The organism is Priestia sp. YIM B13486, from assembly GCF_042787865.1.
In the GTDB taxonomy this organism is placed as follows: Bacteria; Bacillota; Bacilli; order Bacillales; family Bacillaceae_H; genus Priestia; species Priestia megaterium.
Genome location: NZ_JBHZOZ010000013.1, coordinates 1 through 25993, shown reverse-complemented (window position 1 = coordinate 25993; position 25993 = coordinate 1). Strand labels below are relative to the sequence as shown.

General features: G+C 35.7%; 23 protein-coding genes and 1 pseudogene. 20 read left to right on the top strand and 4 right to left on the bottom strand.

Going from position 1 to position 25993, the window contains the following annotated elements; translation table 11 throughout:
- Positions 1-79: 79 nt before the first annotated feature.
- Positions 80-367 (top strand): hypothetical protein, encoded by a 288-nt coding sequence (locus tag ACFX4G_RS23680; protein WP_043980937.1) that lies wholly within the window; start codon positions 80-82, stop codon positions 365-367.
- A 142-nt stretch (positions 368-509) separates the two neighbouring features.
- Here the strand turns inward: ACFX4G_RS23680 and ACFX4G_RS23675 are convergent, their stop codons facing one another.
- Positions 510-1382: an AraC family transcriptional regulator gene (locus tag ACFX4G_RS23675; protein ID WP_097823028.1), complete on the bottom strand. Its 873-nt coding sequence runs from the start codon at positions 1380-1382 to the stop codon at positions 510-512.
- A 609-nt stretch (positions 1383-1991) separates the two neighbouring features.
- Here ACFX4G_RS23675 and ACFX4G_RS23670 point away from each other — a divergent pair.
- From ACFX4G_RS23670 to ACFX4G_RS23595, 16 genes are all read left to right on the top strand, one after another.
- Positions 1992-3389 carry a glycoside-pentoside-hexuronide (GPH):cation symporter gene (locus tag ACFX4G_RS23670; RefSeq protein ID WP_097823027.1) on the top strand — a complete coding sequence of 466 codons (1398 nt, stop codon included), beginning with the start codon at positions 1992-1994 and terminating at the stop codon, positions 3387-3389.
- Between the two features lie 163 nt (positions 3390-3552).
- Positions 3553-4233 carry a transaldolase family protein gene (locus ACFX4G_RS23665; protein ID WP_050690312.1) on the top strand — a complete coding sequence of 227 codons (681 nt, stop codon included), beginning with the start codon at positions 3553-3555 and terminating at the stop codon, positions 4231-4233.
- An 86-nt stretch (positions 4234-4319) separates the two neighbouring features.
- Entirely contained in the window at positions 4320-4991 is a 672-nt protein-coding gene (locus ACFX4G_RS23660) for a DUF4867 family protein (protein WP_377577361.1), read from the top strand.
- Between the two features lie 56 nt (positions 4992-5047).
- Complete coding sequence (locus tag ACFX4G_RS23655) at positions 5048-7087, top strand: alpha-glucosidase (protein ID WP_377577358.1); 2040 nt, start codon at positions 5048-5050, stop codon at positions 7085-7087.
- 114 nt (positions 7088-7201) lie between these two features.
- The gene (gene sftI / locus ACFX4G_RS23650) at positions 7202-8542 is read left to right on the top strand and encodes a sulfoquinovose isomerase (RefSeq protein ID WP_097823024.1); all 1341 of its coding nucleotides are present in this window, start codon (positions 7202-7204) and stop codon (positions 8540-8542) included.
- A gap of 84 nt (positions 8543-8626) precedes the next feature.
- Complete coding sequence (locus ACFX4G_RS23645) at positions 8627-9361, top strand: GntR family transcriptional regulator (RefSeq protein WP_043980950.1); 735 nt, start codon at positions 8627-8629, stop codon at positions 9359-9361.
- Positions 9362-9391: 30 nt separating this feature from the next.
- A complete protein-coding gene (locus ACFX4G_RS23640) occupies positions 9392-10825 on the top strand; it encodes an aldehyde dehydrogenase family protein (protein ID WP_377577355.1) in 1434 nt (477 codons plus the stop codon).
- Positions 10826-10916: 91 nt separating this feature from the next.
- The gene (locus ACFX4G_RS23635) at positions 10917-11819 is read left to right on the top strand and encodes an AEC family transporter (RefSeq protein WP_097823022.1); all 903 of its coding nucleotides are present in this window, start codon (positions 10917-10919) and stop codon (positions 11817-11819) included.
- Between the two features lie 497 nt (positions 11820-12316).
- Complete coding sequence (locus tag ACFX4G_RS23630; RefSeq protein ID WP_377577352.1) at positions 12317-13075, top strand: IclR family transcriptional regulator; 759 nt, start codon at positions 12317-12319, stop codon at positions 13073-13075.
- Between the two features lie 17 nt (positions 13076-13092).
- Entirely contained in the window at positions 13093-14046 is a 954-nt protein-coding gene (locus ACFX4G_RS23625) for a sugar kinase (RefSeq protein ID WP_097823012.1), read from the top strand.
- A gap of 17 nt (positions 14047-14063) precedes the next feature.
- Positions 14064-14726 carry a bifunctional 4-hydroxy-2-oxoglutarate aldolase/2-dehydro-3-deoxy-phosphogluconate aldolase gene (locus ACFX4G_RS23620; RefSeq protein WP_043980959.1) on the top strand — a complete coding sequence of 221 codons (663 nt, stop codon included), beginning with the start codon at positions 14064-14066 and terminating at the stop codon, positions 14724-14726.
- Positions 14713-15861 (top strand): galactonate dehydratase, encoded by a 1149-nt coding sequence (gene dgoD, locus ACFX4G_RS23615; protein ID WP_013058319.1) that lies wholly within the window; start codon positions 14713-14715, stop codon positions 15859-15861. The genes ACFX4G_RS23620 and dgoD overlap by 14 nt, the downstream gene beginning before the upstream one ends.
- Before the next feature lie 92 nt (positions 15862-15953).
- Positions 15954-17273 carry an MFS transporter gene (locus ACFX4G_RS23610; RefSeq protein ID WP_097823010.1) on the top strand — a complete coding sequence of 440 codons (1320 nt, stop codon included), beginning with the start codon at positions 15954-15956 and terminating at the stop codon, positions 17271-17273.
- 560 nt (positions 17274-17833) lie between these two features.
- A complete protein-coding gene (locus ACFX4G_RS23605; RefSeq protein ID WP_097823008.1) occupies positions 17834-18247 on the top strand; it encodes a DUF6892 domain-containing protein in 414 nt (137 codons plus the stop codon).
- A 66-nt stretch (positions 18248-18313) separates the two neighbouring features.
- Positions 18314-18652 carry a hypothetical protein gene (locus ACFX4G_RS23600; RefSeq protein WP_230185649.1) on the top strand — a complete coding sequence of 113 codons (339 nt, stop codon included), beginning with the start codon at positions 18314-18316 and terminating at the stop codon, positions 18650-18652.
- A 315-nt stretch (positions 18653-18967) separates the two neighbouring features.
- The gene (locus ACFX4G_RS23595) at positions 18968-19762 is read left to right on the top strand and encodes an alpha/beta fold hydrolase (protein WP_377577346.1); all 795 of its coding nucleotides are present in this window, start codon (positions 18968-18970) and stop codon (positions 19760-19762) included.
- A 206-nt stretch (positions 19763-19968) separates the two neighbouring features.
- Here ACFX4G_RS23595 and ACFX4G_RS23590 read toward each other — a convergent pair whose 3' ends face one another.
- Positions 19969-20409: a cell wall hydrolase gene (locus tag ACFX4G_RS23590; RefSeq protein WP_028409572.1), complete on the bottom strand. Its 441-nt coding sequence runs from the start codon at positions 20407-20409 to the stop codon at positions 19969-19971.
- Between the two features lie 155 nt (positions 20410-20564).
- On the opposite strand from ACFX4G_RS23590, the gene ACFX4G_RS23585 reads away from it, so the two are divergent.
- Positions 20565-20972 (top strand): hypothetical protein, encoded by a 408-nt coding sequence (locus tag ACFX4G_RS23585; RefSeq protein ID WP_377577343.1) that lies wholly within the window; start codon positions 20565-20567, stop codon positions 20970-20972.
- 122 nt (positions 20973-21094) lie between these two features.
- Here ACFX4G_RS23585 and ACFX4G_RS23580 read toward each other — a convergent pair whose 3' ends face one another.
- The gene (locus tag ACFX4G_RS23580; RefSeq protein ID WP_097823078.1) at positions 21095-21271 is read right to left on the bottom strand and encodes a DUF8096 family protein; all 177 of its coding nucleotides are present in this window, start codon (positions 21269-21271) and stop codon (positions 21095-21097) included.
- A 1292-nt stretch (positions 21272-22563) separates the two neighbouring features.
- Between ACFX4G_RS23580 and ACFX4G_RS23575 the strand changes: the two genes are divergently transcribed.
- Together ACFX4G_RS23575 and aspA are read left to right on the top strand one after the other, a co-directional pair.
- The gene (locus tag ACFX4G_RS23575) at positions 22564-23835 is read left to right on the top strand and encodes a cation:dicarboxylate symporter family transporter (RefSeq protein ID WP_043981780.1); all 1272 of its coding nucleotides are present in this window, start codon (positions 22564-22566) and stop codon (positions 23833-23835) included.
- Between the two features lie 46 nt (positions 23836-23881).
- The gene (aspA, locus tag ACFX4G_RS23570) at positions 23882-25315 is read left to right on the top strand and encodes an aspartate ammonia-lyase (protein WP_230185745.1); all 1434 of its coding nucleotides are present in this window, start codon (positions 23882-23884) and stop codon (positions 25313-25315) included.
- 140 nt (positions 25316-25455) lie between these two features.
- On the opposite strand, the pseudogene ACFX4G_RS28195 reads toward aspA, so the two are convergent.
- Positions 25456-25607 (bottom strand): annotated as a pseudogene (locus ACFX4G_RS28195) (DUF8096 family protein).
- Between the last annotated feature and the right edge of the window lie 386 nt (positions 25608-25993).

Below are 25993 nucleotides of genomic sequence, written 5' to 3'. Positions count from 1 at the left end.
CATAGAATGTTATGTTAAAGTTATATTAGATATTGATAATTTTAACCAATTAATAGTCCGTAGAGGAGAATTAAAGAAAATGGCTAACTTTTTCTTAATACTTATCGGATTCTTTATTATCATTTCAAATATCGTTGGATTTATATCCTACAAAAAAAAGAAAAGTTTATACGCTGCTGCTTTTACAATATTGATACTGGCGGCTTTATTTGGGGCAATAGGCGGTACATTAGCACTGTTGATCATTAGAGACGCTTTTGCCATATTTTATGGTTTACAAGTTGGATACTACTTACTTATAAATAGCGCAATTGTTCTGTTACTGGCAGTTATAATTACAGTTATAAAACAATATAACAATAAATAAAAAATTTGCTTAGTACGACTTATACTTCGTAAGTTTATAGTTGTCATAACCAGCATTACAGAAAGCTATAAATTAAAAAAAGGGAGATTACATTTGTGGACTCCCTTTTTCTTATATTAAAATATTTATTATTGAATCAGCATTATTTTTTTGATACTGGTATCCAAATCTCACTTTTAAAAGTCGGTGAGGTTACATCCTTATGTTCATTCCATAAAATTTCTGGTCCCTCTACTTGTTCGTAATTTGAGGATGGAAACCATTCGGAATAAATCCGTCCCCATACATCTTGTAAAGTATCAGGGAATGGCCCAACGGCTTCAAATACAGCCCATGTCAAAGCAGGTACTTCAAGCTTTATTAAATTATGGGGGCAATTCTTGGTTGTTGCTACCCCGATGTAATGATCAAGCTCCCCCTTTTCCTCCATTCGTCCTTCAGAAAAATTTACAGACGCACTAAGCAGCCCTAATGGTTTAACATTAGAAAGTTTTTTTAGTTTATCTATTGTTTCATCCTGTAAACTTTCCCACATAGCAGCAATCTTTGGGTTAACTCCGTGAAAAATTATAGGAACTCTTTCTTTAATGCCGACTATACGAAATGCCTCTTTTTCTTCAATTCGATAGTTCATTTCATCTCCTCCTTTAATCGATAGCTGGAAGGTCATGGGTGGATAAGCCTTAAGTGAACGGCCATCCTTTTTGGCTTCTGAAGGGCTTATACCATGCAAGTTTTGAAAAGCTCGTGCAAAAGAATCCGGTGAGTTGTATCTGTATTTAATCGCAATATCAATAACCTTCACGTTCTTATCTTTAAGTTCGAATGCTGCAAGAGTAAGTCTTCTTCTGCGAATGTATTCTGACAAAGTAATACCTGCAAGAAAAGAAAACATTCTCTTAAAGTGATACTCCGAGCAAAGAGCTAGCTTTACTACTTCTCTAAAATTTATATCGTTAGTTAGATTCTCTTCAATATAATGCAAAGCTCTGTTCATATTTTTAAGCAAATCCATTTTTATGACCTCCCTTATTGTCAGAATAGCAGGATTCAAACAATGCCATCCGACATTTTATGCACAATTATGTAGGTTTTTTCTCTATTCTAAGCTATATATGATATCAAAAACTAGTACACATAAATTATTCTTTCTGGCACACACCCAAAAAAATCCCTTGGTAGGCAAGGGGTTCAATGAAGCTATAATTTCCGTTATATACAGATCTTTATCCATCCTCGATATAACGAGTTTATTCTCTTTCTCGAATAGCCCAAAGGTAGATGTTGATATACTTTCTACCTGTCGCTCAAAATTGTTAACGAGGAGTTTATAAGGATAGGGTAGACTTACTCCTCAAGAGATAGCTATAGAATTTTTAGAATTATTTTTCCTCTTTTTTTAAAATAAAATAAAAAAACACTTGATAATTTGTATGCGTTTTCATATTATAAGTAAAAAGGTAGTAACTTTTTTTGAAACATTGTGATGTTATGAAAAGAGAGGTGATTTTAGTATCAACCTAGAGGAGATTATAAGTTTGGAAGTGTATCAAGGTTATAATCTCTTATGTGATGCATGTTTAATGTGAAGTCTTAAAATGTGTTAAACAAAGGGGGAGAACTTATGGGACAGCCATTGGTTCAAAATGTAGAACATTCAATTAATACGCCTAAGAAACTAAGACTTAAAGAGAAGGTTGCTTATGGATTGGGAGATGTAGGAAATAACTTTATGTTAGACTTGGGTCAAATTTATTTGCTGAAGTTTTATACCGACGCGTTAGGCTTGCCTTCTGCAACAGCAGGTTTAGTATTTTTAATTACGAAAATATGGGATGCGTTCGCTGATATTACAGTAGGTACTTGGATTGATAATCGAAAGAAGATAGGTCCTAAAGGCAAATTTAGACCATTCTTTCTTTATGCTGCAATACCGCTTGCTTTGATAACAATAGTCAGCTTTACTAATCCGGATTTTTCACTAACCGGAAAGATTATATGGGCATATGTAACGTATATGGCATTTGGAACGATTTATAGCATTTCAAATATTCCTTATGGATCAATGGTACCTGCGATGACAAAAGATCCTGTTGAAAGAGCAGAAATGGCATCATTTAGACAAGCAGGCTCAAATTTAGGACTTCTTATTACAACTGTAGGATTTATGCCGATTGTCTTAATGTTTAACAATCAATCTACTGGTTATTTAGTGGCTGTATCTATTTTTGCATTTTTGGGTGTTTTGTTACAAGTCTATTGTTATGCCAATGTAAAAGAAAGATATGTGTATGAAAAACCCCAAAATACAAATGTGAAGCTGACTGATAGCTATAAAGGGCTTTTTAAGAATACGCCTTTACTAATTCTTTGTTTAGTTAATTTGTTTACCTTTTCAGCTTTTAACGTAAAGCTTGCTGTACAAGTTTATTTTTGTCAGTACGTATTAAAAAACGTAGCAATCGTTCCTTATATGGGCTTTTTCAGTATTGGTTGTGTATTTATTGGCGTAGCAATGGTTCCTTTCATGGTTAAAAAGATTGGAAAGAAGTCTACGTACATATTAGGCTGCGCAATTTGGGCTGTAGGAGACATTTTAGCTTATGTTTTTGCGGATAACGCAGTAATCTTTATTACATTAGCCTGCTTTGCTTTCTTCGGAAGCTCATTTGTAAACAGTTTGAACTGGGCATTAGTTTCTGATGCTGTAGAATACGGTGAATGGAAAACTGGCAATCGATCTGAAGGTGTCGTGTATTCTTTCTTTACTTTCTTCCGTAAACTTTCTCAAGCGCTTGCAGGCTTTATTCCGGGTGTTGTGTTAGGAATTGTGGGTTACGTTCCAAATGCGGTGCAGAATGCAAATGTGCTGCAAGGAATTAGAGGATTAATGTTTATTTATCCAAGTACATTAGCCATTGCAACAATTATTGTAATGTTTTTCTTTTATAAACTTTCAGATGATAAATACAATAAAATCGTAGCGGATCTTGCTAAAAGTAAAAATAGAATACCAATGTAAGATGATAGGTAAATTGGACGAAATACAAAATTAATTTAATAATCTAGCAAAAAGTACTTGAAATATTGGTGGCGTTTTCATATTATAAATACAAAGGTTATTACAAATTATATAAAGGTTATTATCTTTTAAGGATAATAGTCACTTAACTGGAGGTATAAAGATGAAGTATTTTTTAGATAGTGCAATTTTAGAGGAAATTCGTTACGCGTATGAAAACTGGGCAATTGATGGAGTTACAACAAACCCTCGTCATATTATGAACAGCGGCAAGCCATTCTTAACGGTTCTAGATGAATTTGCAAGTGAGTTTAAAGGAATCGAAAATTTCCCAATTTCAGTAGAAATCAATCCTCATTTGGATAATGCCAAGGATATGGTAGAAGAAGGGACAAAGATTGCTAAGTTATCGTCAAACTTTGTTATTAAAATTCCATGCACAGAACCTGGTTTAATTGCAGCAAAGGAATTTGAAAAAGAAGGTATTTCTACTAACGTCACTCTTGTCTTCTCGCCATCACAAGCACTTCAGCCTGCAAGAATTGGTGCTAAATTTGTATCTCCATTTGTAGGTTGGAAAGAAAATAGCGGGGACGATACAACTCAATATATTCAGGATATTGTGAATATCTATAAAAACTACGATTACAACACAGAAATCATTGTTGCTGCTTTACGTAATGGTAAACAAATTGTAGATGCGGCAAAAGCTGGAGCGCATATTGTGACCTGTGGATTTGATGTATATAAAGAAAGCTTCCAGCATGCGTTCACAGACTATGGATTAAACAAATTCCGTAATGCTTGGGATAATACAGTTACAGAAGCTCCTGTCTTAAAATAAACATATGTATTTTATAAAAGGCGCCTCTTAGAATCTTATTATCTTCTTTGAGGGGCTTTTTACATAGAAAAGGAGAGAAGAAAACGTTGAGCAGCTTTGAATACATGAAAGACTTAAACAAACATGTGCCTTTCTATCATATAGAGGACAGCGAATTTAAACCTTATGGAAAGGCAGTAAACGAATATGACTTCAGTGAACTAGAAACATATATGGATAGTTTAGCTATTCCTCAAGATCAGAATGTATATGTAGCATCCGTCACGGAGATGGAAAATACCATTATTAAGAACCAACTTCAAGAAGCGTTTTATGGTGATATGCCTATTCAAATTGGATATTGTAATGGTCCTAATTCAACCTTAAATGGCCTTGAGTATCATAAAAGCAGTGAAATCAACATCGCTATAACAGATATGGTTCTTTTATTAGGAAAGGTACAAGACGTCGAGGATAACTTTTTTAATTCAAATGATGTAATCGCTTTCTTCATACCTAAAGGAACAGCAGTTGAGTTATATAGTACGACATTACATTTTGCTCCTTGTAAGGTAAATAATGAAGGATTTAAAACAATCGTTATTTTACCTAAAGGAACAAATGATCCGTTATTGTCTAATATTCAAAAAAGAACAAAAGAAGATGAGTTATTGTTTATGAAAAATAAATGGTTAATTGCTCATCCTGAAAGAGAGCAATTAATCAATAAAGGTGCACATCCAGGTATAAAAGGAGAAAATATTAAAGTTTATCAATAGAGCGTATGAATGTTAGACAAAAGACTAAGATCTATTAATTGATGGGAGAGATAAAAATGTCAGGTACCTTAAACGTAACTAAAGGGGTAAATGTGGAGATCTTACAAGATGGATTCGAAGTTGCTCTTAACGGTGTAACTCTACTTCAGCATACCATACAAAAACCAATGCTGTTTGTTGGTTATGGAGAAGAAACGATTGAAATGTATAGAGGTAACTTTGATATTAAAGATTACGTTACTGAACGTACAGCTCTTCGCTACGCAACTGTTGAAGAAATAGAAGGGGCATATAAAATAGATTTCTCCAACTATAAAAATGGAGATAACATGCTGTCTCTTATAGTTAAAGAAGAAGAGAATCGGCTAAAAGTAGAATATCAAAAAAACGATGCGAACATTAATCGTTTTTGGTTACGAGTAGCTGCAGATAAACAAGAGAAAGTATATGGATGCGGAGAACAACTTTCTCATTTTAATATGAGAGGAAAAAACTTTCCTTTATGGACATCTGAGCCTGGTGTAGGAAGAAATAAAGAAACATATGTAACATGGCAAGCTGATGTAATTGATAAGGCTGGAGGAGACTATTATAATACCAACTTTCCTCAGCCTACATATGTATCTAGTAAAAAGTACTATTGTCATGTTGAAACAACGGCATACGCGGACTTTGACTTTCGCAATGAGACATTCCATGAACTGCAGGTTTGGGAAGTACCTAAATATATGCTGTTTGAAACGGCGGATACGTACCTTGAATTAGTTGAAAAAATTACAGGTTTATTCGGAAGACAGCCCGAGCTACCAGACTGGGTATATAACGGCGTGGTTTTAGGTATTCAAGGTGGTACAGATGTTGTTGAGCAAAAATTAGAAAAAGTTTTAGCAAAAGGTATGAAAGTATCTGGAGTATGGTGCCAAGATTGGCAGGGCAAACGTATTACTTCTTTTGGCAAACGTTTAATGTGGAATTGGAAATGGAACGAGAGTGAATACCCAGATTTAGATAAAAAAATTGCAGAGTGGAAAGAAAATGACATTCGTTTTCTAGGTTACATTAATCCCTATGTAGCCATTGAAGGTGATTTATATAAGGAAGCTGAAGATAAAGGATACTTAGCATTAAATACGGAAGGAAATACGTATTTAGTGGATTTCGGTGAATTTTATTGTGGAGTTGTTGATTTTACCAACGAAGAGGCTACTGAATGGTATAAACAAGTTATTAAAGAGAATATGATTAATTTTGGATTAGACGGATGGATGGCCGACTTTGGCGAATATTTGCCAACGGATGTTGTGCTCAAAAACGGAATCGACGCTAAAATGATGCACAATGCTTGGCCAACGATGTGGGCAAAAGCAAACTATGAAGCGGTATCAGAAGCAGGCAAACTTGGTGAGATTGTATACTTTATGCGTGCCGGATATACGGGCATACAAAAATACTGTACGCTTCTTTGGGGCGGAGATCAAAGCGTAGATTGGTCGCTAGATGATGGTTTGGCTTCCGTTATTCCTGCAGCTTTATCATCAGGAATGATTGGTTGCGGCTTACACCATAGCGATATTGGAGGCTATACAAGTTTACATGGCAATAAACGTTCGAAAGAGCTGCTGATGAGGTGGGCAGAAATGGGAGCCTTCACGCCTATGATGAGAACACATGAAGGAAATCGTCCGGATGATTGTTTCCAGTTTGACGGTGATGAAGAAGCACTAGAACATTTAGCAAGAATGTCTAATGTTTATGTAACGATGGCACCTTATATTAAATCGCTTGTAGAAGAAAATGCTCGACGAGGAATTCCTGTTCAGCGACCTTTGTTTATGCACTATGAAGAAGATGAAAAAACATATGATATTCAATACCAATATTTATTTGGTGAAGATGTACTTGTTGCTCCCGTTCACCAAGAAAACCAAACAGAGTGGGAAGTATATTTACCAGAAGATCAGTGGGTCCATGTATGGAGTGGTGAAGAGTATACAGGAGGATCTATTACTGTTCAGGCGCCATTAGGTTATCCACCTGTATTTTACCGCAAAAAATCGATTTGGAGTGAGTTGTTTTCTAAACTAATTCACATCTAATTTAAAAGCTATTTATATAAGAAATGTAGTCAAACGGAAAATTAGTGTTGATAAAGGTAATGATGTATTTTAAAATGGTTATAACAAATAGTTTTACGACAAGGGGAACTCTATATGCAAAACACGACAGTTTTATATGTGCCTATAGGTAGAAAAACATTTGATATTGAAGCAGCAGAAATTTATCGTCAAAAAAGTATGGAGTGGCTGAAAGGTAACTGCAGTACTGTGATTGCGCCGGAGCAAATTGTAACTTCAGTTGAAGAACTACAGGGATTTCTTGATTCAATTAAAGGGAATAAGATTGATACCGTTTTATATCAAAGCGTTACGTTTGCTGACGGTGAATTTATGGTTAAGATATTGGAGTATTTTAAACAGCCTGTAATTGTTTGGTCAGTACGTGAACCAAGTGTAGGTGGACGTTTACGTTTAAACTCGCTAACAGGTGGAAATAGCACCAGTAATGTGCTGCGCAACCATCAGCATCCGTTTGCATTTGTATTTGGAAATCCAGATGAGAAAGCTTTACAGGAGCGTCTATTAAGACAAATTAATGTTATGCGCGTGTTAAAAGCATTGAACGAATTAAAAATTGGGGTAGTGGGAGATTATCCACCAGGATTCTTTTTTTCGGCAGCTAACGAAGAAGAATTAAAAAGCGCACTTGGAGTAACTCTTCATAAGATGGATTTACAAGAAGCGTTTAAAGAGTGTGTAAAGCTTCCAGAACAAGAATGGATAGGTGAAGTTGAGCGGGCAGAAAAGCAGGTGATTGGTCTAAATCGAAATGATGAAACCGTTACTAAATTTGCTCAATTTTCCACATATATTAAAAAGCACATTCAAAGTGAAGAGTTAGATGCACTAGCTATGCGATGCTGGCCCGATTTCTTTAATGATTTAGGAGCTGCTCCGTGCTCAACGCTGTCTCAGTTTACGGAAGACGGAATGGTGACATCTTGTGAGTCTGATATTCACGGATCAATCTCCATGTTTATCCTGCGTGAGTTAGCAGGCGGAAATGCACCTTACCTTGGAGATTTGGTTCACATAGACGAAGAAAAAAACTCGGTTGTTTTTTGGCACTGCGGTGCAGGAGCATATTCACTTGCCAATCCTTCTACCGGAGCAACAGCAGGGGTACATCCTAACAGAAAAATTGGTTTTGCGATGGATTTTGGATTAAAAGCAGGAGAAGTAACGATCTTCAGGGTAAGTCATACGCCTGATGGGTATCGCCTTCTAGTGATGAAAGGAAATGCATTAGATGTAGAGCAGCCTTTTACAGGTACATCTGTAGAAGTGGAACTGGCGACAAATGCATCAGACACACTTTATGAACTTATGCACGCGGGGTATGAGCCTCACTTTGCACTAGTGTATGGTGATGTGACAGAACATCTAATTGAACTAGGGCGTATGCTTAATTTAGAAACAAAGGTGTATGTATAAGAAGATTGTACTTCTCTGCTACAGTAAAAGTTAGCCAATACTATATAATAATACCAAACGCTAACTTAAAAGGAGTTTGAGAAAATGAAAGATACAATAGGTTCTAATAAAAATATCGCGCTTTATCTTCAAGTAAAAGATGTCTTAATTAAACGTATACAAGAAAAAGTTTGGAAGCCCAATACGTTAATTCCAACAGAACAAGAATTAATGCAAGAATTTGATGTAAGCCGTACTACCTTAAGACAAGCTATTTCTATGTTAGTACAGGACGGGCTGCTGGAAAAAAAACAAGGCAGGGGAACAATTGTAAAGCCTCAGCCACTTATCGGCGGCAGCTTAGGCAAGCTTAAAGGGCTAGCAGAAGAAGTAGCGGAAAAAGGATTAACACCGAATTCAAAGCTCATTCGTACTGACTTTAAAAAAGATTTGTATTATGAAACTTCCATGCTGGAATTGGACGCTGGAGAAGAGGTTTTAGTTATTGAACGAATTCGTTTTGCTGATGAAGTGCCTATTGCGATTGAACGTTCTTGCTGGCCTCTGCATATTGGGAAAATACTAGTTGAACAAGATTTAAATAGTGCAAAATTTTATGAAGTACTAGAAGAGAATGAAATCTTCTTAAAACGAGCTAAAGAGAAGGTATCTGCTATTAATGCAACGATTTATGAAGCAGATCTGTTAGGCATACGGGGCGGAGAAGCTTTACTTGAAATGACAAGAGTAAGTTACGGTTTTGATGATAAGCCACTTGAATTTACGGTAACAAAATATCGCAGTGACAAATATCATTACAATATTGAACTTACAAGATAAAATGCTAATACAATTGGGGATGTGGAGATAATGACGAGTTTAACTCAAGTCAAACAATATGGTTTATATGTAAACGGGGAATGGGAAACAACAGCAGAAAAAATGGAAGTCTTAAATAAATATACACAGCAGCCTGCAGCTGAAATCTCAGTGGCAACAAAACACGATGTAAATAAAGCTGTGGCCAGCGCGAAAGACGCATTAAAAAACACTTTTTCACCATATGAACGCTACGAGGTATTAATGAAAGCAGCTGAGCTACTGCTAAGCCGCCAAGAAGAATTTGCTGAAATTTTGGCTATTGAAGTTGGAAAGTCTATTCGTGAATCTCGCGGAGAAGTTGAGCGTGCGGCTACAACTTTACAAATTTCAGCGGAAGAGGCAAAGCGTATTCATGGAGAAGGTGTACCTGTTGAATCGGCTCAAGGCTCGGAGAATCGCATGGCTTTTACAGTAAAAGTCCCAGTTGGCGTTGTTGCAGCTATCACACCGTTTAATGTACCTATCAATCTAGTTTGCCATAAAATCGGACCAGCACTTGCAGCTGGGAACAGTGTAGTATTAAAACCTGCTGAAGTCACTCCAATTTGTGCTCTCAAGCTCGCTGAATTAATGGAAGAAGCAGGGCTGCCAAAGGGGCGCCTTCAAGTATTGACTGGAGATGGGGCAGAAATTGGCGAATGGTTATTAGAAAACCAGGATGTTAATATGTTTACTTTTACAGGAAGCCCAAGAGTAGGAGAACTCATTCGATCTAAGGCAGGTTTGCGTAAAGTTTCACTTGAACTAGGAAATAATTCGGCTACTATCGTACATAAAGACGCTGATTTAGAAAAAGCTGCATCTTTAATTTCTCAAAAAAGCTTTAATAATGCGGGACAAGTTTGTATATCCGTTCAACGAATTTATGTTCACACGAATATTTATACTGCATTTGTTAATAAGCTAAAAGAAAAAACAGAAAAGCTAGTAGTCGGTAATCCAATGGATGAGCAAACGGATATTGGACCGATGATTCGTCTCAAAGAAGCAGAGCGAGTAGAAGAATGGGTAAAAGAAGCAGTGGAAGAAGGGGCAAAAATTGAACTAGGAGGCAAGCGTGATGGTGCTTTCTATCTTCCTACAATTTTGACCAATGTAAATGATGATATGAAAGTTTGTCGTCAAGAAGTATTCGGGCCAGTAGTAGCTATTGCTCAATATGATGAGATTGATGAAGTGATTTCAAAGGTAAATGATTCTGACTATGGGTTGCAGGCAGGCCTTTTTACAAACGACTTACAGTTTGCTATGAAGGCAGCTCGTGAAATCGAAGTAGGCGGATTAATTGTAAATGATGCTTCAGCGTATCGTGTCGATCATATGCCATATGGCGGTGTGAAAAAGAGCGGTAACGGAAAAGAAGGACCGAAATATGCAATTGAAGAAATGACTGAAGAACGTATCATTGTTCTAAATTTATAATTTATTAGTTTAAATGAAAGACCTAGATTTTTAATTTTCTAGGTCTTTCATTTGGAAAATAACAAAGAAAAAATGACGAAGGTGAACAAACATGGAGTTCCTAACAATCCTTCTTCCTATTTTCGGGATTTTTGCACTTGGATTTATTGGACAAAAGAAAATAGGATTTGATACAAAAACGATTTCAACAATGGCACTTTATTTGATGTCTCCAGTTCTCGTGTTCAAAACATTTTACACAACCAAATTTACGATTGATTACTTATATCTTACGTTATACACATTCGCACTTTGCTTTGCATTAATTGTTGTCGTCTATATTATTGCTTATTTTCAGCGATATTCTACTTCAGAAACCTGTGGAATGATATTAGCGTCCTCATTTATGAATAATGGAAACTACGGTACACCTGTTGTTTTATTACTTTTCGGCGTTACAGGCTTAGACTCTGCCATCATTCTAATGGTGATACAGCAACTGGTCATGTGTACAGTTGGAGTTTATTATGCCGCTAAAGGAAGTCCACAAGGAAATGGTATAAAATCAGCCGTTGACGCAGTCCGACGGATACCAATTGTATATGGGGGACTTTTAGGAGCTATATTTCAGTTTCTTCATATTCCATTAAGCAACTCTGTAAAAGAAGCGGTTGATTTAGTAGCCGGTGCAGCTATTCCTACCATCATGATTGTACTTGGCATGCAGCTTGCTAAAATATCAGTTAGAAATTTAGCTAAAGCCAAAGTTTCATGGTCATTAGCTATTAAACTTGTTATTTCACCGTTTATTGCCTATATACTGACACTTCTGCTACCTGTGGATGAGATGGTGAAACAAATTATGATTATTATGGCTGCTATGCCCACAGCTGCGAATACAACTATGTACGCGCTTCAATTTAATACAGAGCCGGAGTTTGTATCAAGTGCAACGTTAATTAGTACCTCTCTAAGCCTTGCTACATTACCTATCATTTTTCTAATTGTTTTATAAAATGACACAGAAAAACGTTCGAATATAGGTTGAAAAATAATTTTATTATATGACTTTAAAAGGAGTAGTCAACGTGAATTCTCCTCATAACGCAGTTTTAAAAAGATATTTAAAATTTATTTTCTATTTTAGCTTTGTGTTCTTCTTATACTTCTACTTCACATACAGTTTTCAACACTACCTGACGAAATACTTGTTTCTTAATTGTTTACTGACAGGGATATCTTTTTTAATTCGAAATTCAAGGGGATATACGGAAAAACTGTAAGAGCATCTGTATCTGTAAAAGAAAAAAGCTTATTAAAAGGATTTATGGGTCCTTTTAGTAAGCTTTTTTGTATTGCTATTTAGTAACCATTTTTTCAGGAACTGTCATAAATATTTTTATTTAATTTGTAAAAATATTTTGAATTAATGATCGTTCTATGATAATATTTAAATCAGTAAATCATATATAAAATTTAAAATCACATATGTGATTTAGAAAGGATTTCTTCATGTCAGTAAAATCAGCAGAACGTGTATTAAGGGTATTTGAATTGATTGCTCAACACCCTGAGGGATTAACAGTAAAAGAGGTTAGTGATTTACTTTCGCTTCCGCAAAGCAGTACGTTTAACCTTGTGGGAACACTTCACAATGAAGGATATTTAAATCAGGACTCATTAAAGAGGTACAAGCTAGGGCCAAAGCTAATTCAAATTGGAACAGCGGCTATGGAATCACTGGATATTTCTTCTGAAGGAAAACCGTATTTAAAGAAACTGATGGAGGATGTTCAGGAAACGGTGTTTATGGCCTTGCTGTCAGATGGAGAATTAGTCTATGTCGTTAAGATTGACAATAATCGCTCGATTAGAACAACAGCTCAGCCTGGTAACCGTAAGCCGCTCTATTGTACAGGATTAGGAAAAACCTTTTTAGCTTTTCTTCCTAAAGATCAGCGAGAACAGTTGCTTGAACATATAGAGCTACTGCCTATTACAGATTATACAATTACAGATAAAAAAGTTCTTAATGACAATTTAGACTCTTTTATTCAAATGGGCTATGCAATTGATGATGAAGAAAATGAGGAAGGGTTATTTTGCCTTGCTGCACCTGTATTTGGAGCAAAGGGAAGCATTCAAGCTGCTATTAGCGTAGCTGGCCCTAAGGAAAGAATGCTGAAACATAAGGGCTTTATAGTAGAAAGGCTGCTTCAAACGTCAGCTAATATATCTTTTATTGCTGGATATGAAGAGGCGAAGAGATAAATGAAAAGAGGGGTAAGATGGATGTGATAAGCATGGGGGAAACGATGATTCTGTTTACCCCACACTCGAATGGAAAGATGCGATATGCTAAAGATTTTTCTTCGAAAATGGCAGGGGCAGAAAGTAATACGTTGATTGCCCTGTCAAAACTCGGTTATCAAACGGGATGGGTTAGCCGATTAGGAAAAGACGAGCTAGGAGAGCGGATTCTTTCAAGTATAAAAGGAGAAGGAATAGATGTAAAACATGTGATATTTGATGATAATGCTCCTACAGGTCTGTTTTTAAAACAAAAAACAAATGAAATGAATAGTAAAGTGTTTTATTACAGACAAGGTTCAGCAGCAAGCTTTATGAATCCGCGTGATATGAATGAAGAGTACATCTCTTCTGCTAAATACTTGTACGTGACAGGGATTACACCTGCACTGAGCGATTCCTGCCACGAAGCTGTTTTTCAAGCGATGAAAGCTGCTAAAAAAAATGGCGTAAAAATAGTGTTTGATCCAAATTTGCGAAAGACGCTTTGGGATGAATCAGCTGCGCGTCAAACACTAACTAAAATGGCTACATATGCGGATATTATCTTACCAGGAATGAATGAAGGTCAGTTTTTATTTGAGAAGGATAATCCTGAAGATATTGCATCAGCGTTTCATCAATTAGGTGCAGAACTAGTCGTTATTAAGCTAGGTGAAGAAGGAGCTTATTACTCAACTAAAAATGAATCCGCTTACGTAGAAGGTTTTAAAGTTGCTAGAGTGATAGATCCAGTAGGAGCTGGTGATGGGTTCGCCGCGGGGATACTATCGGGACTAATAGATAAATCCTCTTTAAAAGAAACGGTCAGAAGAGGGTGTGCTATAGGAGCTATGGTCGTAACCGTAGAGGGTGACATTGAAGGCTTGCCTGATAAGAAAGAGCTTTACGAATTTATGAATGCGATTACAAAAGAAGACGTTATACGATAAAAGAAAGGGGCTTACCAATGACGGATAGTTTATCACATTTATTAGAGCATAAAATCGTTGCGATTATTAGAGGAGCCAAACCGCAGGATGTAGTGAAAATTGCCTCTGCGCTTAATGACGGCGGTGTAAAAAATATAGAGATTACTCTAAATTCGCCTGACGCACTTTCAGCCATTAAAGAGGTTTCTACAGAGTTGGGTGATCAAGTGTTAGTAGGAGCAGGTACAGTGCTTGATCCTGAAACAGCACGTTCAGCTATTTTAGCAGGAGCAAAGTTTATCCTTTCCCCAACTGTTAACACGGAAACGATTAAACTAACGAAAAGATACGGTGCGGTGAGTATTCCAGGGGCTTTTTCACCTACTGAAATTCTAACGGCATATGAAAATGGGGGAGATATTATAAAAGTATTTCCTGCTAGGCTGGGTGCTAGCTATATTAAAGATATTCGAGGGCCGCTTCCCCATATTCCACTTCTTCCAACAGGAGGAGTGAGCTTAGACAATATTCAAGAATTTGAAGAAGCAGGTGCTGTAGGGTTTGGTATTGGAAGTTCGTTAGTTGATACAAAACGTGAAATTACTCATGCATACCTGCAGGAGTTAACACAAAAGGCTAAAGCGTACGTAGCCGCAGTAAATCGTATAACGAAAGGGGAAAAAGTACATGAAAATTACTAATTATGAATTGTTCCAAGTGCCGCCACGCTGGTTGTTTTTAAAAATAGAAACAGACGAAGGAATTGTTGGATGGGGGGAACCTGTTATTGAAGGAAGAGCCTCTACCGTTAAAGCTGCAGTAGATGAGCTGATGGAGTATCTTATTGGCAAAGATCCATTAAATATTGAAGATCATTGGAACGTTATGTACCGAGGCGGCTTCTATCGAGGCGGACCTATTTTAATGAGTGCCATATCAGGGATTGACCAAGCTCTGTGGGACATAAAAGGAAAATATTACGATGCTCCTGTACATCAACTATTAGGAGGAAAAGCAAGAGAATCCATTAAAGTGTATTCGTGGATCGGAGGAGACCGGCCTTCAGATGTAGGCGAAGCAGCAAGAGAAGTGGTTTCAAAAGGATTTACAGCGGTAAAAATGAATGGAACAGAAGAGCTTCAATATGTGGATTCATATGAAAAAATTGATCAAGTAGTAGAACGTATTGCTGCTGTCAGAGAAGCAGTGGGACCTTATGTAGGAATAGGTATTGATTTTCACGGACGTGTACATAAGCCAATGGCAAAGATTTTAGCTAAAGAACTAGAGGTCTATCGCCCAATGTTTATCGAAGAGCCGGTTTTGCCGGAAAACAATGAGGCGTTAAGAGAAATTGCCAATCACGTATCCATTCCTATCGCTACAGGAGAAAGAATGTTTTCAAAATGGGAGTTTAAAAAGCTCTTAACGGACGGATACGTCGATATTATTCAGCCTGATTTATCACATGCAGGAGGAATTACAGAATGTAAGAAAATTATTTCAATGGCTGAAGCCTTTGATGTAGCAGCTGCACCTCATTGCCCGTTAGGACCAATTGCATTAGCTGCGTGTCTTCAAGTAGATGCAACGTGTCACAACGCATTTATTCAAGAGCAAAGCTTAGGCATTCACTATAACCAAGGCAGTGATTTACTAGATTATATTGTTGATAACCACGTATTTAAATACGAAGAAGGCTTCGTGAAAATTCCTGATGGACCTGGTTTAGGTATTGAGATTAACGAAGACCATGTTAGAAAAATGGCTGATATCGGCCATAATTGGCGTAATCCAGTATGGCGTCATAAAGACGGTTCTGTAGCGGAATGGTAAAGGGGAAACCATTTTAGTACAAAAGATCTGATTGATAAATGACCGTCAGTCAGATCTTTTCTTAAACTAGTCATATACAGGGGGATAAGGGAATGAAGGGGTATAGCGAAAAGCCGACTCGCGTTAGATTTCGTGTTTTAGCATTTATTTTCATAAGCGTTGTCATCAACTATATGGATCGAAGCAATATTTCTGTAGCTGCCACAGCCATGTCCAAAGATTTAAAGCTATCATCAGTAGAACTGGGTCTCATATTTTCAGCCTTTGGATGGGCTTATGCTGCTCTGCAAATACCAGGAGGGGTAATGGCTGACCGCTTTGGCGCTCGTGCTACGTATGCCTTTAGCTTAATTACCTGGTCTATTGTTACGCTGTTACAAGGGTTTACTAAGGGATTTGTGAGTCTTTTTGGTCTGCGTTTAGCAACAGGAGCATTCGAAGCACCGGCTTTTCCGACCAATAATAAAGTAGTCACCAGCTGGTTTCCAAATCAGGAAAGAGCATCAGCTATTGCTTTTTATACTTCAGGACAGTTTGCAGGGCTAGCATTTTTAACACCGACACTAGTTACCATTCAGCACTTTTTAGGGTGGAGAGGTCTGTTTATTACTACTGGGATTATCGGTATAGCGTGGGGCATTATATGGTATATCTTTTATCGTGATCCTTCTCAGCATAGCAAAGTAAATAAAGCAGAATTACAGCATATCGAAGAAGGTGGAGGCTTAGTTAAAGCTGCTGATAATAAAGGAGAAAGAGCAAAGTTCGAATGGGGAAATCTTAAAGAAGCCTTTTCTCACAGAAAGCTATGGGGCATCTACTTAGGACAGTTTGCCGTCAACTCTACTTTATGGTTCTTCCTTACATGGTTTCCAACGTACCTTGTGGAATATAGAGGGTTAGATTTCTTGAAATCAGGATTCTTAGCATCAGCTCCGTTTTTAGCAGCGTTTGTAGGAGTATTATTATCTGGCTTTGTATCTGACGCCTTAGTGAAAAAAGGAGTATCACTAGGGATTGCAAGGAAAACACCTATTATCGTAGGTCTGCTTTTATCAACTTCAATTATCGGAGCCAATTATGTAAATAGCACATCTCTCATTATCATGTTTATGGCTATTGCGTTTTTTGGAAATGGCCTAGCTTCTATTACATGGGTGTTTGTCTCAACGCTAGCACCTAAACACTTAGTCGGTTTGACAGGTGGAGTCTTTAACTTTATCGGAGGTCTAGCTTCTATCATCGTTCCAATTGTTATTGGTTTCTTAGCTAAAGGAGGAAACTTTGCTCCAGCGCTAGTATTCATAGCTGCATTGGCTCTTTTAGGAGCACTTTCGTATATCTTCCTTGTAGGAAAAGTGGAAAGAATTAAAGTGGTTAAAGATAAAGAATTGAATCGAGATATTGTGTAAGGTTGTTTATAGTTTTATAGGAATCATACATCTGAAATTATTTGTGGCTGGATTAAAAGAGAATTCGTAAAAGTTTTATTAAAGATAGAGCATAAATTTTGTTGGAGACCAACGGGTTTATGCTTTTTTTACTTATAAAAAAGGATTTCAGTCCCTACAAGAATAAGATTATTAGGTTAGGTAGTAGTGATATTCATGAATACAAAAAACATGATAAAATATACAAAGTTTCTACCTTTTATTAACAATAGTCAAAGAATAATAGATAGAAAATGGTTATTAGAGAATGGAAGGTGTATTTATGAAAAAGGTTTTAACAACTTAAACTGTATTATTGCTAGCATTATCAGCTTGCAGCAGTAATCAAAACAAGTAAATAAGAGCAGACCTTCCTTATAGTAGGGCCTGTTTTTTTCTTTTTCTAAAAAGGAGCCGATGTTGTTTGTCCATGTGTCAAAGTCAACAGTATAAGCAGTCTTTATTCATAGATGATTGTTACAATACTAACAGTGCAGGTTCGATTAAAAGCCTAAGAAAGAAATAAAATCGGAGGTAGCAAAATGGGGAAGAGTGGAATGTTTAAAGATTTTAATTTTAAACTAGTGGTTATTGAAGCTTTATTAGATCAAGACCCGTTATTTCTAAAAGAATTAACCGACTTAAAAGATAAGTATACGAATAATTTTGAATGGTATTCTGGAGCTGGACCCATTGTTGAAATCAAAGATTATTTAGAAGAGTTAACCCTAGAAAAGAGTGATTTGGAAAAGATTGAATCCCTTTGCTTTGATGGAGGTAATGAAATTTATCATATTTTAAAGCCAGATTGGGATGGAGAAGACAGTTCATTTGACGTACTATCTGTTGAAGGATTTCAGAACTTAAAGAATCTAAAAACAGTGGACTATATTTCAATGTGTCATCCAGGAGTATTACAACCATTCAAGGAAGCCGGAATTAAGATTGAGGATTAATGAGAAGGATGTTATTGTAGTAAGGGAAGCAATTCGTCTTTATGAAGAATAAAGAGAGAACCAGTAATGAAATATAATGTTCAAATTTATGAAGATAAACAAGGAATGCTTATGATAGATGTTCCTGATAAAATTTTTTTAGTTATAGATTTATTATTAAGTGATGTACAAGAAGATGGATCGAAATTATGGCTAGATTTAATTGATAAAGTACTTTCAAAGAAATCTTCTTATGAAGAATTGACTGGAAATGCCTGTACTATAGAAATTAAATATGATGTAACAAAAATTGTGAATGAATATGCTGAAGAAGATCAAAAGCCGTATTGTCTAATTGAAACAGCTGAGCTAAAACAGATTCTGCTTAAATGGGATGATGCTGTTAGAAATAAATACGCAGAATAGAAATTAATTAATTTAAAAGTATGGTGGAGCCTTTATAGGAGATGAAGAAAAAATAAATCTCTTATAAAGGCTTCTTTTTATTTCTTTCTAGCTCACATAAAACGTATTATCGGCAGAAAAAGAGTACCTAATCACTTGTCGGTACTTTTTTCAGATATTAATACAGATTCATAGACAAACCAATAAACTAATGGTTATACGATAATCAAAATAAATCCATTTTCAAAAGAAATTTTGTTAAGATTACAATATATGTATGGAAAGATTAAATGTTCATGTAGATACATTTGGCATACACAGAAAGGGGAAAAAGTTTTGTCGATTTACCATAAAGTAATTGGAGATGGATATCCCATCGTTATGTTGCATGGTTGGACACTTGACCATCAAGTGATGTTAAATGCAATGGAACCGTTATTCGAGAAACGAAGCCATTGGAAGAGAATATACATAGACTTACCAGGGATGGGGAATTCCGAGCCTCAATTGTCTATTCAGAACTCTGATAATATTTTAGAAGCGATATTATGTCTTTTGGACGAAATTATTCCTGACCAAAAGTTTATTGTTTGTGGCAATTCATATGGAGGGTACATTGCCAGAGGTATAGTCCGTTCATGTCAGGACAAAGTTCGTGGATTACTGCTAATGGCACCATTGATTATACCTGAATATGATGAAAGGGTGGTGCCCCAACAGACTGTTCTAAAGAAAGACAACGACTTGATATCACGTTTGTCTCCAGAGGAAGCTGATGAATTTTGTTCCATGGGAGTAGTCCAAGGTCAAACTGAATGGGAGAGGTTTCAAAATGAAATTTTACTTCCTTCTAAACAAACAAATCATGAATTTGTAAATAACATTCGTCAAAATGGATATGGCTTTACATTTGATATTTCATTTAAACTTGAGTATCCCACACTCATTATAACAGGACGTCAGGATAATGTAGTGGGATATCAGGATGCGTGGCAACTGATCGAAGATTACCCAAGGGCAACTTTTGCAGTGCTTGATATGGCTGGTCACAACCTACAAATTGAACAAACTGATGTATTTAACGTATTAGTGCATAACTGGTTAAACAGACTTGAGCTGGACAACTTTTGATTGGTATAACTTATCTTTATACTCATACTTAACATAACCAACATTATAGAAGCCAATTGAATAAGTAAAAAGCTACAACTAAAAATGAATGAAACAAAGACCCTCAAGTTCTCTATACTGTTGAATTTGAGGGTGTTATGTCATATTTAAATTATTAACTATTTTTCATTAATAGTAGAGACATTAATAGAAAACTCCTCAATAACTTAACCTCTATAAACACTAGCACATGTATCTGGTTTTGGTTCATAATAACAATGATTTTTAAATTGACCAGATGCAGGTTGACCGTACCATGTTGGAGGGCACGGAGCATGGGGATTAAAATACCAAAGAGCAAATTTCGCTGGGTGTTGTCTCCAATAATCCAAATTCTGCTTTGCTAATCTTTTTTCAACACCTCTTGCTCTTTGATAAAATACATTGCCTTTTTGAACAGCTTCAAACGAATAATTCCCCCCCTGGACTTGATAAATGACTTGTGAAACGGTTCTTAAATTTTTAAAGTCTATACAATTTGCTGCAAGACGATTAACAATTACATTTCCCACATATAACATTCCTTGTCTTCCTTCACCTTCAGCTTCTGCTCGCATCATCCTTGCCATTAAGTTAATGTCTGAATTACTGTACTTTACTCTTGCCATTTATTCACCCCCAAAACATAGTATGAAAAAAAGCCTATATTGATGTCATTGTTTATAAGCTAGCAATGCTTAGTTTTCACATATCATCGCGCATATTTAATCATTACCATTAAATAAATTGATACTAATTAGCTACCGCAGTAGGTGATCGTTAGATGCTTATCGAATACGTTATAGGCAGTAACATTGTAAATCCAATGCCTCAAGTTTTAAAAATATGCCTTCGCAATAAATATCATCTCTCAGCCTGTACTAGTTACAAATCTGGCACTGATTCATTTGTGCAATTTACTAATATTAAACTTTTAAGGAGAGAGAAAATGGGAACATTATTTAATCAAACAACACGAAAAGATTATTTTGATAATGATGCTGTTAAATTTCTTGATACAGTAAAAACTCTTGCAAGAGATCATGGCCTGACAGTTGAAGAGACCTGTCGTGTTTTAGAACTATCTATGAAAATTGATGATTATGATCGCAAAGATGAACACATAGTAGCATTAGGACGATTAATAAAAGATTTAATTAATGAAATTTCTATGTTAAGAGAAAAGTTATAACCTAATAAAGTAGAAAAAACATCTAGAGAGTAAGACATTTCTTCTACTTTAAGATGGCTAAAACACAGTTAAACTAAAAAAGAGAAGGTTTTTAACCTTCTCTTTTTCTATATCATCGATGTTTAAATACTCTTTTTCATTCCGCATTCTCGACATTCACGTAAGAATACGCCACCCTTTACAGAACTTTTGAAGTAAGATGAATTGCAGTTGTTACATCTGCCACTCACCTTATCCGGAAATGCAGCATAGTCATACACTTTATCTAGATCGATTTCTTGCTCTTTTATTTCTTCCAGGTTGATCACTCTTTTCTATTTGGCTTTTATTAGACTACCACAATTACATCTATATAGAAGGGGTATGTTAAAATTACTCTGGTTTTTCCACTAGTTGCATCTGAAAAATTTGCGTTTCTTGAATATTGGCTCTTTGAAGTTCCTGTTTAAAGGATTCTCCTTCTTTTAGTTTAATAATTTTCTTTGAAGCGTCACGTAACGTGTATACTCTAAAATTGTACATGAATGTACCTCTACCAAAATAAATGCTTCCTGTACACGATTTCTTCAGGAACTAAGCCAAGCGAACATCGATGAGATCGCTTAACCTCATTTTATTCTTCAACTCAAATACGTCATCAATGAAAATAAATAAATCCCCAAGAGAATCGACAAACTGAATGAATCCTGTCTCTGTTATGAAATGACCTTACCTATAGTATTTCTTAAAGGCATAGACTCTTTCACTCTACGAAAGGTTAATATTTAAATAACAGTTCGTCGTTATTAAAATATTCTTCACTTCTATGAGGCCTGTCTAAATAAAATGTACGCGAAATGAATAATAATCTTCTTGATTTATCTGTTGTATATAAATATAATGTAACTGAAGTACGCAAAAAGAGAACATGAAATTTAAAATACACTTTTCGTTATTATCATTTTTTGATTCCATTCATTACCTATATGCAAGAAACGCATGTTTATTATAATGAGATTACAGTATGAAGAGATTGAAGGAGATACTCCAACTTAATGCTGTAGTTTCGTTAATTAAGTTACACCTGGAATAAATACTAAATTCCTTTAGCTTTCGGAGAAAATATGTGCAGTTACTACGATTTAGATTTTTTGAAAGCGATATCATTTTATTAAAAGAAAAACATTTTAAGGGATTTAATTATTTTAACAAGTTATAGAAATATCTGGTGTTATTGCTACCTTATCTCTAGACACTAGATAAAGAAGATATTTCTTTATCTGAAATGGGGGAATAATAGATTAGGATATTATTGTTAGACAATAAACAGGATTTCAAAAAGGTTAAAAGGATAATAGAAAACCTCTTTATAAACGATACTATATGCTCAGGTATATAAGGTGAGCCGAAAAAGTGTATTTTACATTAAAAATTTTGAAAACGCTTTACTGAAGGGGGGAGTTAATTTCAAATTATATGATTACCATTTATTTTAAAGATTATTTACACATTGGACTTATTTTTAATTATTGTCTTTTTTTATAGACGCTAGCCTAAGCATAGGCTCTCTTTAAGTGTTTTAATGAACCGCAAATTGAAAGGGGTTACAACTATGAAGAAATTGGGATTAGCTACACAAATATTTATTGGACTTGCGTTCGGGATTGCTATAGGCGCTATTTTTTATGGGAATAATACAGTGATGGCCATTCTTCAACCTTTAGGGGATATTTTTCTTCACCTAATTAAAATGATTGTTATTCCTATCGTTGTATCCGCACTCATCGTATCTATAGCTGGTGTAGGTGATATTAAAAAGTTAGGAAGACTAGGTGGAAAAACCATTCTTTATTTTGAAATTGTGACTACAATTGCATTAGCAGTGGGCTTATTGGCCGCAAATTTATTCCATCCAGGTACTGGTATAGATATGGGAAACCTTGAGAAAGGTGATATATCCAAATATGAAGAAACATCTAAAACGACTGAGAGTGCAGGTGTAGCAGCTCAAATCGTTCATATCATCCCAACTAATATATTTCAATCATTGACTGAAGGAAATTTATTAGCGATTATCTTTTTCTCAGTCTTATTTGGTCTAGGAGTTGCAGCAATTGGAGAAAAAGGCAAACCAGTTTTAAACTTTTTTGAAGGTGTACTAGAATCCATGTTTTGGATGACAAACTTAGTTATGAAATTTGCTCCATTTGGCGTATTTGCTTTAATTGGTTTGAATGTGGCGAAGTTTGGCATTGGTTCATTAATCCCTTTAGGAAAGTTAGTACTCGTTATATATCTGACCATGATTTTCTTTGTTTTTGTAGTATTAGGTATTATTGCAAAAATGGCTGGAACTAATGTTTTAGTCCTTATAAAAATCTTAAAAGATGAGTTAATTTTAGCGTTTACAACCGCAAGCTCTGAAGCAGTATTGCCAAGGTTAATGACTAAAATGGAGAACTTTGGTTGTCCGAAAGCTGTTACATCATTTGTTATTCCGACAGGATATACCTTTAACCTTGATGGATCATCCATTTACCAAGCCATTGCTGCCCTTTTTATTGCACAAATGTATGGCATTCATTTATCTTTCATAGAACAAATTACACTTTTACTTGTGTTGATGTTGACTTCTAAGGGAATGGCAGGAGTTGCAGGAGCATCATTTGTTGTTGTATTAACAACATTGGGCTCAATGGGATTACCTTTAGAAGGTATGGCATTCATTGCTGGCATTGATCGCATCTTAGATATGCTTCGTACATCTGTCAACGTAGTAGGTAACGCATTAGCTGCTATTGTGATGTCTAAGTGGGAAGGCGGATTCGATAAAGAAAAAGCAAAACATTATACAGATTCTATTAAAAAATCAGATGTAGCTTAAAATAATTTATTTGTTTATAAAGAAGGAGATCAATATTATGACAGATATGGGAACGCTTGAAAAACAAGATGTAAGAATTGAAAAAGATTTCTTAGGAACGAAAGAAGTGCCTGTCAGCGCTTATTATGGAATTCAAACATTACGTGCAGTTGAAAATTTCCCAATAACAGGTTACCAGATTCACCCGGAACTCATTAAAGCATTAGGAATTGTTAAAAAAGCTGCTGCTCTTGCTAATATGGAAACAAAAAGGTTATATGATGGGTTGGGTAATTCAATTATTGAAGCAGCAGACGAGGTTATTGAAGGGAAAAGAAATAATCAATTTATTGTTGATCCAATACAGGGTGGTGCGGGGACTTCAATGAACATGAATGCAAATGAGGTTATTGCAAATAGAGCTTTAGAGTTACTTGGTCATAAGAAAGGTTCTTATTCCGATTTAAGCCCTAATAGTCATGTAAACATGTCACAGTCAACAAATGACGTATTCCCAACTGCTATCCATATTGCAACGCTTAATCTGTTAAATAAGTTACTGAAAACAATGAATTATATGCACAGTGTATTTCAGCAAAAGGCAGAACAATTTGATTCTATTATAAAGATGGGACGTACTCACCTACAGGATGCGGTTCCAATCCGTCTTGGTCAAGAATTTGAATCATATAGTCGTGTTCTTGAGCGCGATATGAAACGTATTAAGCAATCTTATGGACATTTATATGAGGTTAATATGGGAGCAACTGCAGTTGGAACGGGTTTAAATGCAGATCCACGTTATATCGAAAATGTTGTAAGATATCTAGCAAATATCAGTGGTTTACCACTTAAGAAAGCCAATCATCTTGTAGACGCGACTCAAAATACAGATGCTTATACAGAAGTCTCTGCTAGCTTAAAAGTTTGCATGATTAATATGTCTAAAATTGCGAATGATATCCGATTAATGGCATCTGGTCCTCGTGCAGGATTAGCTGAACTTATATTACCAGCTCGTCAACCTGGTTCATCTATTATGCCTGGGAAGGTCAATCCTGTCATGCCTGAAATGATTAATCAAGTAGCTTTTCAAGTTATAGGTAATGATCATACAATTTGCCTGGCATCGGAAGCAGGTCAACTTGAACTAAATGTGATGGAGCCTGTTCTTGTGTTTAACTTGCTTCAGTCGATCAGTATTATGAATAACGCATTCCAAGTCTTCACAGACCATTGCCTGAGAGGCATTGAAGCAAATGAGGGACGTTTAAAAGAGTATGTAGAAAAAAGTGTAGGGATTATTACAGCCGTAAATCCACATATCGGATATGAAGTAGCAGCACGAATTGCTAGAGAGGCTATTTTAAATGGAAAGTCGGTACGAGAACTATGTTTGCAATATGACGTATTGACTGAGGAGGAGCTTGAGTTAATTTTAAATCCCTATGAAATGACGAACCCAGGTATATCTGGCAGCTCTCTTTTTGACAGAAATTAATTTTTAAAGCGTGCTCCATATTAAGTTTATCGTATAAGCCACCTACTTTGGATATCCCTAGGTGGCTTATTTTCTACATACACGTCAAAAAATACCAACTACCATTCAAACCATGCTATTTTTTATAGTCTAAGTACCACCTAAATGCTTTTCTTAATGCCACACTCTCGACATTCACGTAGAAAAATGCCCCTTTTATAGAACTTTTGAAGTAAGATGAATTGCAGTTATCGCATCGGACACTAACTTTATTCGGAAATTCAGCATAGTCGTAAACTTTATCAAGGATGATTTTTTGCTACTCTTTTTCTTCTATAAGGAAAAGAGGTATCAGAGAGAGCAATTAAAAATACTTCATCATATAAAGCCATGGCAAAAGCATTAGAAAATCTTTCAAAGGAAGATATTGCTTCATTGTTAAACATGCATAAAAGTTTATTGACTTCTTTAAAAGAAATGCACTTCTAAAATGCACTTCTAACAAGTAAAGAGCCTAATTGGATATTCGATTTGCTTTCTTATTTTCCTACCGATAACACTTTTTATATTAACTAAAGGCGTATATCATATACAACTTAAACACAGAAAAAACTACTGCTCCTGGGGACTGACCCCATAGAGTGAGACAAATAAAAAAACACCTTTAAGTAAAAAACGGGTATGTAGTACCTAACAATA